The organism is Crossiella cryophila (assembly GCF_014204915.1).
Lineage (GTDB): Bacteria > Actinomycetota > Actinomycetes > Mycobacteriales > Pseudonocardiaceae > Crossiella > Crossiella cryophila.
The window spans coordinates 9,535,768-9,548,539 of the sequence record NZ_JACHMH010000001.1; the positions used below are offsets into that span (position 1 = coordinate 9,535,768).

Sequence of the window (12,772 nt, forward strand, 5' to 3'; positions counted from 1 at the left end):
CTCCTTACCACGCTCCTCAGGCCTGGTCCAGCTTCCGGGCGCGCGCCACCAGCTCGCCGAGCAGCTCCACCGCCTCCGCCACCGGCACATCGTCGAACTGGTCGCCCACGGTGATCTCGATCGCACTCATCCGCGGCGAGGGCAGCGCCCCGGCATAACGCGGCAGGTACACCCCGCGCTCCTCGCTCAACCGCTCGCCCGCCACCAGCACCGACTCCGGGCTGGCCGCCAGATGCAGGTGGAACAGCGGGGTCTGCGGCGGGTCGCAGAGCACCTCGATGCCCTCGACCGCGCTCAGCCCGCGCGCCAGCTCCCGCGCGGTGGCCAGGTACTCCGGCACCCGCGGCAGGTTGGCCGCCAGCGACCACTCGGCGGCCAGCGCCGACGGCCAGGCCACCTCGGCCGCACCGCCCAGCCGGTGCCGCCAGACCCTGGCCGCCCGGCAGAACTCCTCGGTGCCGGCCAGCACCGCGTCCGCGATCCCACCCAGCCCCTTGGTGGCCGAGACGTAGACCGAGTCGAACAACCCGGCGATCTCGGCCAGCGGCCGCTGGTAGTACGGCTGGGTCAGGAACAGCCGCGCGCCGTCCAGGTGCGCGGCCGCCCCACGCGCCCGCGCCCAGTCGGTCTGCGCCACCAGGTCGTCCCACTCCGGCAGCTGTCCGCCGATGCTGCGCTGCGGCAGCTCCAGCAGCAGCGCCGCCAGCGGCTCGCCCACCTCCGCCAGCTCCGCCAGGGTGAGCAGCCGCTCCCGTTCACCGACCCGGACCCCGCGCAGCCCGTGCACCACCGTGTAGCCCTGCTGCTCGGACTCGTCCAGGTGGCAGTACGGGTGGAAGGCCACCGCCCGCCGCCCGCGCTCCTCCGCGTGCAGCCGCATCGCGACCTGCTGGGCCATGGTGCCGGTCGGGAACAGCACCGCGGCCTGCTTGCCCAGCAGCTCGGCGATCCGCTGCTCCAGCCTAGGCACCGCGTCATAGGGCTGTTCGCCTGGCGAAAGTTGGTTCGCCAGGCGAACGAGCATCAGCTCGGGCGCGCCGCGGTGCGGGGCGTGCAGGGACAGCGACCGGAGCGGCGAGGTGGCAGCGGGCATGCCCGGCACAGTAGGGGCTCAGGGCAGCAACAGGCCGCTGGATTTCCGCAGCACGTGCAGCCGGTAACCCACCGGAATCGTCAGCCCCGCGGTATCCGCGATCGCGCGCGCCGCGACCTTGGCGGAGAACTCGATCGAGAGCACCCGGACCAGACTCTCCCGGTCGGTGAACCGCCACAGGGTCTCGATCCGGTGGCAGGAGAACCCCAGCCGGGTGAAGAACTTCTCGATCCGGCGCGGGTGGTATCCGGGCACGTCAGCGCGCAGCCACTTGCCGTAGGGCGGCCGGGCGCCGTCCAGGTCGACCACGGCCAGCGCGCCGCCGGGCCGCAGCACCCGCATGGCCTCGGCGATCCCCGGTTCGCAGCCGGGTCCGAAGAAGTAGGCGGTGCGCGCGTGCACCAGGTCGACCACCCCGTCGGGCAGCGGGATACGTTGCGCGGATCCGGCGAGCACGTTCACATTGGGCAGTCCGGCCACCCTTTTGACCGCCCGTTCGACCAGTGGCGGATGCGGTTCGACGCCGAGCACCGAGCGGGCCGAGCCGGCGAAGACCGGCAGGTGGAAGCCGTCGCCGCAGCCCACGTCCAGCACGTCCCGGCCCGCCCAGTCGACCTCCGCGCGCAGGGCTCGCCAGATCGCGCCCGCGCTGTCCTGGGCCTGGTTCTCGGTCTCGTACACATCCGGCCAGTGCCAGATGTTGGGGCTGGGCACCACGCCTGCGTTCTCCGCGGTCGAACTCACGCCGAACAGTTTGACAACTGACGGGCTTTCGTCACAGGGAATGTCGGTCGCCGGGCGTAATTTCAGGCCGTCGGCTTCCCCACCCGATGAGGAGCACCCGCATGCACAGTCCCGCACCACTCGACCCCGCAGGCGGCCACCCGTGCTGGGTGGACGTCGCCAGCGACGATCCGGCGGCCTGCAAACGCTTCTACACCGGCCTGCTCGGCTGGGAGTTCGAGCCCGAGGTCAACGGCTACAGCCAGGCCCGACTGGACGGTGAGCCGGTCGGCGCGGTCTACCTGGCCAGGCGGGACCAGGCCCGCTTCCTCGGCTGGACGCTGTACCTGCACGTCACCAACGCCGAGGTGGCCGCCAAGCACATCGAGGCCGCGGGCGGCACCGTGCTCAGCGGCCCGGTGCACGTGGCGGGCAAGGGCTACCTGCTGGTGGCCAAGGACCCGACCGGCGGCGTGATCGGGTTCTGGGAGACCGACCACGGCTGGCACTTCGCCACCGGCAGGCCGGGCGCGCTGTCCTGGGCCGAGCTGAACACCAGGGACGGCCAGCGCGCGGACGTCTTCTTCGGCGGGCTGTTCGACTTCCGGCAGGAGCAGATCGGCGACGGCGCGAGCTTCGACTACGCCACCTGGTTCCGCAACGGCGAACCCCTGGTCGGGCGGATGCGGATGGGCCCGGAGTTCCCGCACGAGGTGCCCGCGCACTGGATGGTCTACTTCGGCGTCGACCCGGCCGTCGGCACGGACGCGATCGCGGCCCGCGCGGCCGAACTGGGCGGCAAGGTCAGCTACGAGCCGTTCGACTCGCCCTTCGGCAGGCTCGCCATCCTGGAGGACCCCACCGGCGGCACCTTCACCGTGGTGGACAGCTCCCGGCGCAGCGAACCGGCCAGCCCGGTGGACGACCCGTACGACGACTGACCGGCTACAGCGAGGGCACGAACGCGCGCAGCAGCAGCCAGGACACGACGGCCGAGGGCAGCAGGGAGTCCATCCGGTCCATCAGGCCGCCGTGACCGGGCAGCAGCGTGCCCATGTCCTTGACCCCGAGATCGCGCTTGATCACCGACTCCATCAGGTCGCCAACGGTCGAGGTGATCACCAGGGCCGCGCCGAAGAGCACCCCCTGCCACCAGGCGCCGTCCAGCAGCAGCGGCAGCGTGAGCGCGCCGGAGACCACCCCGGCCAGCATCGACCCGGCGAAGCCCTCCCAGGACTTCTTCGGGCTGATCGAGGGCGCCATCGGGTGTTTGCCCAGGAAGACCCCTGCCGCGTAGCCGCCGGTGTCCGAGCAGACCACGCCGATCAGGAAGCACAGCACCCGGCCCGCGCCGTCCTCCGGCACCACCAGCATCGCGGCGAAGGCGGCGAACATCGGCACATAGGCCGCGGTGAACACCGAGGCCGCGACATCGCGCAGATAGCCGTTGATGCCGCCGCGGAAGCGCCAGACCAGGATGGCCAGCACGGTCACCACGAACGCCGACAACAGCCCGTTGCGCTCGAACGGCCAGGACAGCCACACCATGGCCTGCCCGCCGATGAGCACCGGCCAGCGGGCCACCTCGATGCCCGCGCCACGGCGCAACGCCCCGGACAGCTCCCAGGTGGCGGCCAGCACGGCCAGCGCGACCACGCCGACGAACAGTTCCCTGATCGTCAGCAGGGACACCAGAATCGCCGCGCCCAGCAGCACCCCGACGGCGATCGCGGCGCCGAGATCACGGCCCGCCTTCGACTGCCGTCCGGCGCCGGAAGAAGCTGACGAAGCAGCGCCCGGAACGTCCGACGACGCTCCGGGCGCATCCTCACGATCGCCGGTCGACACCCGCTCAGACCTCGAGTAGTTCGGTCTCTTTGTGCTTGACCAGCTCGTCCACCTGGCGGACGAACTTGTCAGTCATCGCCTGCAGTTCCTTCTCCGCGCGCGCCACGTCGTCCTCGCCCGCTTCGCCGTCCTTGGAGATGCGGTCGAGTTCGTCCTTGGACTTGCGCCGGATGTTGCGGATGGAGACCTTGGCGTCCTCGCCCTTGCCCTTGGCGACCTTGACCATCTCCCGGCGGCGCTCCTCGGAGAGCTGCGGGATCAGCACCCGGATGATCGAGCCGTCGTTGGTCGGGTTCACCCCGAGGTCGGAGTCCCGGATCGCCTTCTCCAGCGCGTTGAGCTGGCTCAGGTCATAGGGCTTGATGACCGCCATCCTGGCCTCGGGGATGTTCACCGCGGCCAGCTGGTTCATCGGGGTGGGCGAACCGTAGTAGTCGACGACGATTCGGGAGAACATCGCCGGCGTGGCGCGGCCGGTGCGGACCGCGGCGAGGTCGTCCTTGGCCACAGCCACCGCTTTTTCCATCTTCTCCTCGGCGTCGAAGAGAGTCTCGTCGATCACGGCTGCTCCTAAATCTCGTTGGCCGGCTCCACTCGTGGCTGTGTCACCATCCCAGCACGGCTGGGGAGGCGTTCAGCCGGCAGGGGTGCTGACCAGTGTGCCGATCTTCTCACCGCGCACCGCGCGCGCGATGTTGCCCTCGACCAGCAGGTTGAACACGATGATCGGCATGTTGTTGTCCATGCACAGGCTGAAGGCGGTCGCGTCGGCCACCTTCAGGCCGCGGCGCAGCACCTCGTTGTGCGTGATGTGCTCGAACCGCTGCGCCTCGGGGTCCAGCTTCGGGTCGGCGGTGTAGACGCCGTCCACGGCCTTGGCCATCAGCACGACCTCACAGCCGATCTCCAGCGCGCGCTGGGCGGCGGTGGTGTCGGTGGAGAAGTACGGCATGCCCGCGCCGCCGCCGAAGATGACCACGCGGCCCTTCTCCAGGTGCCGCATCGCGCGCCGCGGGATGTACGCCTCGGCGACCTGGCCCATGGTGATCGCGGTCTGCACCCTGGTGTCGATGCCGTGCTGGCGCTCGAGGAAGTCCTGCAGCGCCAGGCAGTTCATCACCGTGCCGAGCATGCCCATGTAGTCGGCCCGGGAACGGTCCATGCCGCGCTGCTGCAACTCGGCGCCGCGGAAGAAGTTGCCACCGCCGATGACCACGCCGATCTGGGCGCCGGTGGCGACCACGTCGGCGATCTGCCGGGCGACCGCCTGCACCACATCCGGGTCGACGCCGACCTCGCCGCCGCCGAACATCTCCCCGCCGAGCTTGAGCAACACCCTGCGATAGCCGGTGTGTGCTGCGCCGTCCCCGGTCACGGTCAACCGTCCTCCTCGTCAGGCCATGGGCGGCCCTCGCTTGCGAAACTGTGCCCCGCCCTCACAGGTGAAGGCGGGGCACAGCCTCATGGTCCTCGTTCGGACCAGATGATGTTCATCGGGTCAGGCCGCTCAGGCCTGGCCCACCTCGAACCGGGCGAACCGGGTCACGGTGACGCCCTGGGCGTCGAGCACGGCCTTGACGTTCTTCTTGTTGTCCTGCACGGAGGCCTGCTCCAGCAGCACGGAGTCCTTGAAGAAGCCGTTGACGCGACCCTCGACGATCTTGGGCAGGGCAGCCTCGGGCTTGCCCTCCTCCCGCGCGGTCTCCTCGGCGATCCGGCGCTCGTTGGCGACCAGGTCGGCGGGCACCTCGTCCCGGGTGACGTAGCGCGGCTTCATCGCGGCGATCTGCATCGCGGCGCCACGGGCGGCGTCCTCGTCGGAACCGGTGTACTCCACCAGCACGCCGACGGCCGGCGGCAGGTCGGAGGAACGGCGGTGCAGGTAGACCGCGACGGAGCCGTCGAAGGAGACGACCCGGCGCAGTTCCAGCTTCTCGCCGATGCGCGCGGAGAGGCCGAGCACGGCGTCCTCGACGGTGCCCTCGTCCAGCTTCGCGGACTTCAGCTCGGCCAGGTCGCCGATCTTGCCCTCGACCGCCACGGCCAGGACCTTCTCGGCCAGCGCCTGGAAGTCGTCGTTCTTGGCGACGAAGTCGGTCTCGCAGTTCAGCTCGACCATGACGCCGCCGGAGACGGCGACCAGGCCGTTGGCGGTGGTGCGCTCGGCGCGCTTGCCGACATCCTTGGCGCCCTTGATGCGCAGGATCTCGACGGCCTTGTCGAAGTCGCCATTGGCCTCTTCGAGCGCCTTCTTGCAGTCCATCATGCCGGCGGCGGTCAGCTCACGGAGCCGCTTCACATCAGCCGCGGTGTAGTTCGACATCGTGCGTCGTCCGTCCTTATTCGGTACGCAACGGGGTGCGGGGGTGCGGAGCCTGACGAGCCTCCGCCCGGCGCGATGGCCGGGCGGAGGTCGTTGATCAGGACTGGGCGGCTGCTTCGCCCTCGACCGGGGCGGGAGCGCCCGCGGTCGCGTTGACCAGCAGCTCCTGCTCCCACTCGGCCAGCGGCTCCTCGACGGCGCCGGGCTTGTCCTCGCCCTCGGCGGCCTTGCCCTGGCCGGAACGGGCCATCAGGCCGGCGGCCGCGGCCTCGGCGACGACCTTGGTCAGCAGCGCGGCCGACCGGATCGCGTCGTCGTTGCCCGGGATCGGGAAGTCGACCTCGTCGGGGTCGCAGTTCGTGTCCAGGATCGCCACGACCGGGATGCCCAGCTTGCGGGCCTCGCCGACGGCGATGTGCTCCTTCTTGGTGTCCACGATCCACACCGCGCTCGGCACCTTGGCCATGTCGCGGATACCGCCGAGGGTCTTCTCCAGCTTGTCCTTCTCACGGGTGAGCATCAGGATCTCTTTCTTGGTGAGACCCTGGAAGCCACCGGTCTGCTCCATCGACTCCAGCTCCTTGAGGCGCTGAAGACGCTTGTGCACGGTGGAGAAGTTCGTGAGCATGCCGCCCAGCCAGCGCTGGTTGACGAAGGGCATGCCGACCCGCAGGGCCTGGGAGGCGATGGCCTCCTGCGCCTGCTTCTTGGTGCCGACGAACAGGATGGTGCCGCCGTGGGCGACCGTCTCCTTGACGAACTCGTAGGCCCGGTCGATGTAGGTCAGCGTCTGCTGAAGGTCGATGATGTAGATGCCGTTGCGCTCGGTGAAGATGTAGCGCTTCATCTTCGGGTTCCAACGGCGGGTCTGGTGCCCGAAGTGCACGCCGCTGTCAAGCAGCTGCCTCATGGTGACGACGGCCATGGCCGGATGACACCTCATGTGCTCAGGCGCACCGGACAAAATCCGGCACGCGGAATGGTTGCCGCGAGCGACCGGTCGGCCCCTCGCCCTGGTGTCAGGGCCGCCGCCCGAACCCGGGCCTTCCCAACCTGCGGAAGATCCAGGACCACCGGGCCACGCGTCTCACATCGTGAGACCTGCGCTGACACGCGAAGTCAGTCCGCACAGAGACGGACCGCGCCAAAAGCATACGCCCCCACCCCACCGAACTCCGAATCCACCCTCCCCAAGATCGCGACTTATCCACATAACCCCACTTATCCACACCCCCCACCCCACCCACTGGCCCAACCCACCCCACCCCCGCCACGGTGGACCCATGCCCCACCCACCCCACACCCCCGCCAACACCACAACCTCCCGGACGACCGCCCACCTGGCCGTCAAGGCGGTCGTCGTGGTGAAGGCCCTGGTCCTGGCGACCGCACTCGCCCTGGCGACCACGGCCCTGGCCGGGTGCGCGGAGGCCGGGGCAGCCCCGACCGCGGTCCGTAGCGCCGCCCCACCCCCGCTGTACCCCCGCAGCACCAGGTGGGTCTGGCCGCTCCCCGGTCGGCCGGCGGTGCTGCGGCGGTTCACCCCGCCGCAGCACCGCTACGGCCCAGGCCACCGAGGCATAGACCTGTCCGCCGCACCCGGCACCCCAGTCCTGGCCCCCTCAACCGGAACAGTCACCTTCGCCGGCCCCGTAGCGGGCAGAGGCGTGATAACCCTCCACCACCCCAACGGCCTGAACACCACCTACGAGCCCGTGATCCCCCAAGTCCACAAAGGCCAACAAGTCCCCACCGCCACCCCCATAGCCACCCTCGCCCCAGGCCACCCCGGCTGCCCAACCCCCGCCTGCCTGCACTGGGGCCTACGCCGCCACCACACCTACCTGAACCCCCTGCACCTACTAACCCACCCCAAACCCCGCCTACTCCCCCTGCCCCACTCCACAAACCCGGGCCACCCCCCACCGAACCCAGCCCTCCACCACCAAACCCGCCAGCTCCCCACTCCGGATCCCATCCACCACGAGATCCCCAACACACCTCCCCAGGACCCCATCCACCACCAAGTCCGCCCAGCCACCAAGCCCCAGCCCCTCGCCCCCACATCCCCGGCAAGGTCACCAACTCCTGGCGCCCAGCCCCTGGCCCGGTCCCCACCTCACAACGGCCGCTCGGTCCCGAACTCCCGCCCACGCCCCACCCGCTCACCCCTCAGCTCCCAGCTCCCAGCTCCGGGCTCCGGGCTCCGGGCTCCGGGCTCCGGGCTCCGGGCTCCGGGCTCCGGGCTCCGGGCTCCGGGCTCCGGGCTCCGGGCTCCGGGCTCCGGGCTCCGGGACAAGCTCGCCCATTCCCCGTCCTCCCCTGCACTCGCCCTCCTCCCCTTCTTCTCCTCCCCCTTCCCTGCCTCCACCCGACCTCCCCGCCCAACCTCTCCCACACGACATCCCCGCCCGGCCGCTCCTCTTCCCTCCCCGTCTCCCCCCTTCGGCCTCTCTTCTCCATTCCCGTCCTCGTCCCCCGTCCTCGTCCCCCGTCCTCGTCCCCCGTCCTCGTCCCCCGTCCTCGTCCCCCGTCCTCGTCCCCCGGCCCGGTCCCGGCTCCGGCTCGGACCTGGGCCGGGTCCCGCAGTCCCGATCCCCCAGTCCCGCTCCCGCAGTCCCAATCCCGCAGCCCCCACCCCGCCGTCCCTCTCCCGAGCTGTCCCTCTCTCCCTCGAGCGCGGTCTCTCCAGCCGGGCCCCAACCACCCTCCCGACCAGCACTCACGCCCCACACCACCAAAACCACCCATTCGGGACCAGGCGTGCCAGCCGGGCAACTGGTCCTCTGGAGACAGCTCCGGCGACCCAGGCGTCAACCGCCTCCACCACACACGGTCGACGCCACTCCGGAGCCAAGTCCCAGCCCCAACCCCAAGGAGGCCAACAAAAACCCGCAGGCCGGTGGCCGCTTGGCGCCGAGCACCACCGGCAACGCGAACCAGACACGAGACGAAGACCTACTCGCGCAACGGAACCATCCCCGCTCCGAGTGTCCCCAAGCTCAGGCAACGCCTTCGGGCGCCCCACTCACCATCCGGCTGGCAAAGCCCCGTCCGCGAACACCAAGTTGTGCGGTGCCGGCAACCCAAATCCACACCGCACCAAGCACCAGCCCGGCAAATGTTCGTCGACTCGGCAGAGGTCCCCCACCGACCAGGCATCCCGCCAGCCGACAACACTCCCCAAGGAGGCAGCCAACACCACTCGGACACCCCGAACAGGCAGCTCCAGCAGTCCCCCACCGGAAGCATGCCGATCTACGGGTACGCCAGGTCCGGCCGACGAGGCTTATCGCGGCGCGATCACCGCATCAGATCCGTCAGGCCTCAGCCTGTTCGGCCATCTTGGTGCGCAGGCGCAGCACCGCGCGGGTGTGCAGCTGGCAGACCCGGGACTCGGTGACGCCCAGAACCCGGCCGATCTCGGCGAGGGTCAGGTTCTCGAAGTAGTAGAGCGTGACCACGACCCGGTCCCGTTCGGAGAGTTGGGCGATCGCGTCGGCGAGCTGGCGACGGCCGTCCTGGTCGACCAGGGCCGCGACCGGATCCTCGGCTCGGTCGTCAGGCAGCGTTTCCGCCAACGAGGCGGTGCCCCGGCCGGCGGCGATCAGCTCGTCCAGGGCGACCACGCTGGTGAGTTGCAGCTGGGCGAACAGCTCGCGCAACTCGTCGCTGCTGACACCCAGTTCGTCGGCCAGTTCCAGGTCGGTGGCGGTGCGCTGGAGCCGGGCCTCGAGCCGTTCCAGGGCACGTTCGACGTCGCGGGCGCGGCTGCGGACCGAACGGGGCACCCAGTCCTGGGCGCGCAGGTCGTCCAGGATGGCGCCGCGGATGCGCTGCATGGCGTAGGTCTCGAACTTCAGCCCGCGTTCGGGCTCGAACTTCTCGATCGCGTCGACCAGTCCGAAAACACCGGACTGGACCAGGTCGGCGACGTCGACGTAGGACGGCAACCCGGTGCCGACCCGGCCGGCGACGTACTTGACCAGCGGCGCGTAGTGCAGCACGAGGCGGTCCCGGAGGGACTGTTCGCGGGCCACGCCATAGGCGCGCCACAACGCGACGATGCCTGCCTCGACATCGTCGGCGCTGCGCACCTCGCTGACGGTCGCGGTGGCCTCCTCAGGTTCCGGCTCGGACTCGTGGCCGTGTCCGCCGGGGTTCCCGGCACCGCGCCCCTGCCTGGGCGCCGTGCCTTCGTCAACGCCGTGACGACGAGCCCGTCCGAGGTGGGCGGAGCGGGCCTGCGGGGAGGACGCCGTTGACACGGTCGCTGTGCGGAAACCTCCCCCGGCATCGTCAGGAACGGGGGTGGGTTCGGTCATGTATCGCCTTCAGCCGTTCGACGGTGACGTGGGTGTAGAGCTGAGTCGTTGCGAGCGTAGCGTGACCGAGCAGTTCCTGAACGCTTCGGAGGTCGGCTCCGCCTTCGAGGAGATGGGTCGCGGCGGAGTGGCGCAACCCATGCGGACCAATCGGGGCGGCGCCCGGCACGGAACCGATCATGTCGTGGACCACCCTCCTCACCACTCTGGGATCGAGCCTGCCACCGCGCGCGCCGAGGAACAACGCCGCATGTGAAGCGGCACAGACAAGTTGCGGCCGACCGCGCTCCAACCAGGCACGGATCGCCCGTTCGGCAGGCACCCCGTACGGGACTGAACGCTGCTTGCCGCCCTTGCCCATAACCAGCGCGACACGCCGCGAGTGATCAATATCGCCCACGTCCAACCCACAGAGTTCCGCCACCCTAACCCCACTGGCGTACAGGAGTTCCACGATCGCGTGATCACGCAGCGCAACCGGATCACCCTCCGCAGCCCCGGAGGCTGAAGCCTCCATCGCGGCGGCGGCTTGATCAGCACGAAGCACCGACGGAAGGTGCCGATGCGGCCGCGCCGAGGCCAGTCGAGGCCCCGGATCGTTGTCCAGGTAACCCGCCTTCGCCGCCCACCCGGTGAACGTCCGTGCCGCAGCGGCACGGCGGGCCAGGGTGGTCCGGCTGGCCCCGCCCGCCCGCTGGTCCGCGAGCCAGGACCGCAGCTCGCTGAGATCAAGTGCACCCAGGTTCGGCGATGCCGCCAGGTCGCCATGGTCCTCATCCGCGGGTGCGGCCGGCGGCGGTGGCCCGGTTGGTGTCGCGGTTGGTGTCGAACCCCCGAACGCAGGCTCGACCCCGGGCTCAGGCACGGCCCCGGACGCGCGCTCAGCCTCGGGCTCGGACGACCGGTCCGTAACGCCGGGACCTTGCGGTCCGTGGGTGAAGTGGGCCAGCAGGGAGACGACGTCGCTCAGGTAGGCGCGGGCGGTGTGCGGCGAGACGTCGCGCTCCAGGGTCAGGTGGCGCTCGAACTCGTCCACGGACCGAGCCAGTGGGGCCGGGAGGTGGGCACGCGCGGATGCCGTTCCGGTGGCCCGACGGCGGTCCCCTCGCGGGGTCGGCATGCCATTCCTCCCTTGTGGCACGCCTGGCGGGCGGCGGCCTCCACCTGACACGCTGCGCGGTCAAGCGGACTCGGTCAAGTGGCACCGCCCAACAGTTGTGGGTGGTCGACGCGGTCCACGGGTTCGCTTTGATCATCTATTGGCTCGCAGCCGATGCCAACCCTCGTCGCCCCTCTGGGCGAGTCCGGCGAGTTCCAATGCGGGGAGTAGTCCTCTGACCCGGCTCAGCGGCAGTCCGGACTCGACAGCTACCTCTTCCGCGCTCAATCCGGACCGCTCTGGCAACGCCTCGTGCACACGGAGGGCGTGGGGTTCCAGGCCGTCGGTTTCCCTGCGCGGACCTTCCGGGGTGTCAGAAAGGTCGATACCGATTCGGCCGGATGCCTCGATCACCTGAGCCGCGGTGCCCACCGGCACCGCATGGCCGGACCGGAGCAGCGCCAGACAACCGACCGACATGGCCGAGTTGACCGGACCGGGCACCGCCATCAGCGGACGGCCCAGGGTGCGGGTGTGGGCGGCGGTGTTGGTGGCGCCGCTGCGGATACCGGCCTCGACCACAACCGTGCCGCCACCAAGTGCGGCAATGAGCCGGTTGCGCACTAGAAATCTGTGCTTCGCCGGCTGAACACCGGGCGGGTACTCGCTGAGGATGAGGCCGCCGTGGGAGACGATCCGGCGCAACAGGCCAACGTGCCCCGCCGGGTACGGGATGTCGAGACCGCAGGCGACCACGGCCACGGTGGGGCCGTTGCCGATGATCGCGCCGCGGTGCGCGGCGCCGTCGATGCCCATCGCGGCTCCGGATACGACGGTGACACCGAGTTCGGCGAGTCCGATACCGAGTTCGGTCGCGATCGTCTCGCCGTACGGAGTCGCCGACCGGGAACCGACGATCGCCACAGCACGCTCAACCAGCTCGGCCAGCGGCGCCTCACCACGCACCCACAACGCCAACGGCGGCACCGCCTCCGCCGCGCCCTGGGCCGCGGCCGCGGCGAAGCTGGAGAACTGCCAACTCGGCCAGTCGGGGTCTTCCGGAATGAGCAGGCGGGCGTTCAGGGCCTCGGCAGCGGCGAGGTCCTCCCGCGGGAGGAAGGCAGTGCGGCGGGCCTCGGTCTCCCTGGAGACGGGTGGTGGGACGTCGCCGCGGTGGACTTGGTCGGCGGCCGCCACGGCGCCCAGCTCGGTGACGAGGCGGTGCAGTGCGGGGGCCGGGGGTTCAGCGACTCGGGACAGGTAAGCGCGGGCGAGGCGCAGGCGGGGGTCGTCCGCGCTCATGGGACTCCTGACGGGGTTGGGAGCGGAGGTCGGGGCGAAGGACAGGGGCGGGGCGGCGG

Annotated in this window: 11 protein-coding genes and 1 pseudogene; 2 read left to right on the forward strand and 10 right to left on the reverse strand. The window is 70.4% G+C overall.

All coding sequences use genetic code 11. The features are described 5' to 3' along the window. Positions 1-16: 16 nt before the first annotated feature. Positions 17-1,093, reverse strand: coding sequence for a threonine aldolase family protein (locus HNR67_RS40920; RefSeq protein ID WP_185009029.1), 1,077 nt, complete (start codon positions 1,091-1,093; stop codon positions 17-19). 18 nt (positions 1,094-1,111) lie between these two features. Next, positions 1,112-1,837 carry a class I SAM-dependent methyltransferase gene (locus tag HNR67_RS40925; RefSeq protein WP_312989254.1) on the reverse strand — a complete coding sequence of 242 codons (726 nt, stop codon included), beginning with the start codon at positions 1,835-1,837 and terminating at the stop codon, positions 1,112-1,114. A gap of 101 nt (positions 1,838-1,938) precedes the next feature. On the opposite strand from HNR67_RS40925, the gene HNR67_RS40930 reads away from it, so the two are divergent. Next, complete coding sequence (locus HNR67_RS40930; RefSeq protein ID WP_185009031.1) at positions 1,939-2,757, forward strand: VOC family protein; 819 nt, start codon at positions 1,939-1,941, stop codon at positions 2,755-2,757. A 4-nt stretch (positions 2,758-2,761) separates the two neighbouring features. Here HNR67_RS40930 and HNR67_RS40935 read toward each other — a convergent pair whose 3' ends face one another. The 5 genes from HNR67_RS40935 to rpsB form a co-directional block, all read right to left on the reverse strand. After that, the gene (locus HNR67_RS40935; RefSeq protein ID WP_312989709.1) at positions 2,762-3,544 is read right to left on the reverse strand and encodes a phosphatidate cytidylyltransferase; all 783 of its coding nucleotides are present in this window, start codon (positions 3,542-3,544) and stop codon (positions 2,762-2,764) included. A gap of 124 nt (positions 3,545-3,668) precedes the next feature. After that, positions 3,669-4,226: a ribosome recycling factor gene (gene frr, locus HNR67_RS40940; protein WP_185009035.1), complete on the reverse strand. Its 558-nt coding sequence runs from the start codon at positions 4,224-4,226 to the stop codon at positions 3,669-3,671. Positions 4,227-4,298: 72 nt separating this feature from the next. Further along, positions 4,299-5,039: a UMP kinase gene (gene pyrH / locus HNR67_RS40945; protein WP_185011698.1), complete on the reverse strand. Its 741-nt coding sequence runs from the start codon at positions 5,037-5,039 to the stop codon at positions 4,299-4,301. 132 nt (positions 5,040-5,171) lie between these two features. Further along, the gene (gene tsf, locus HNR67_RS40950; protein WP_185009037.1) at positions 5,172-5,987 is read right to left on the reverse strand and encodes a translation elongation factor Ts; all 816 of its coding nucleotides are present in this window, start codon (positions 5,985-5,987) and stop codon (positions 5,172-5,174) included. A 97-nt stretch (positions 5,988-6,084) separates the two neighbouring features. Next, positions 6,085-6,912 carry a 30S ribosomal protein S2 gene (rpsB, locus tag HNR67_RS40955; protein ID WP_185009039.1) on the reverse strand — a complete coding sequence of 276 codons (828 nt, stop codon included), beginning with the start codon at positions 6,910-6,912 and terminating at the stop codon, positions 6,085-6,087. 358 nt (positions 6,913-7,270) lie between these two features. On the opposite strand from rpsB, the pseudogene HNR67_RS40960 reads away from it, so the two are divergent. Next, positions 7,271-7,780 (forward strand): annotated as a pseudogene (locus tag HNR67_RS40960) (murein hydrolase activator EnvC family protein); the annotation flags it as partial. A 1,527-nt stretch (positions 7,781-9,307) separates the two neighbouring features. On the opposite strand, the gene HNR67_RS40965 reads toward HNR67_RS40960, so the two are convergent. The 3 genes from HNR67_RS40965 to dprA all read right to left on the reverse strand — a co-directional run bounded on the left by HNR67_RS40965 (position 9,308) and on the right by dprA (position 12,713). After that, positions 9,308-10,312 (reverse strand): FliA/WhiG family RNA polymerase sigma factor, encoded by a 1,005-nt coding sequence (locus HNR67_RS40965; protein WP_221490223.1) that lies wholly within the window; start codon positions 10,310-10,312, stop codon positions 9,308-9,310. Further along, complete coding sequence (locus HNR67_RS40970; protein ID WP_185009043.1) at positions 10,287-11,432, reverse strand: tyrosine-type recombinase/integrase; 1,146 nt, start codon at positions 11,430-11,432, stop codon at positions 10,287-10,289. Before HNR67_RS40970 ends, HNR67_RS40965 begins: the two co-directional genes overlap by 26 nt. 132 nt (positions 11,433-11,564) lie before the next feature. Next, the gene (gene dprA / locus HNR67_RS40975; protein WP_185009045.1) at positions 11,565-12,713 is read right to left on the reverse strand and encodes a DNA-processing protein DprA; all 1,149 of its coding nucleotides are present in this window, start codon (positions 12,711-12,713) and stop codon (positions 11,565-11,567) included. Positions 12,714-12,772 lie beyond the last annotated feature (59 nt).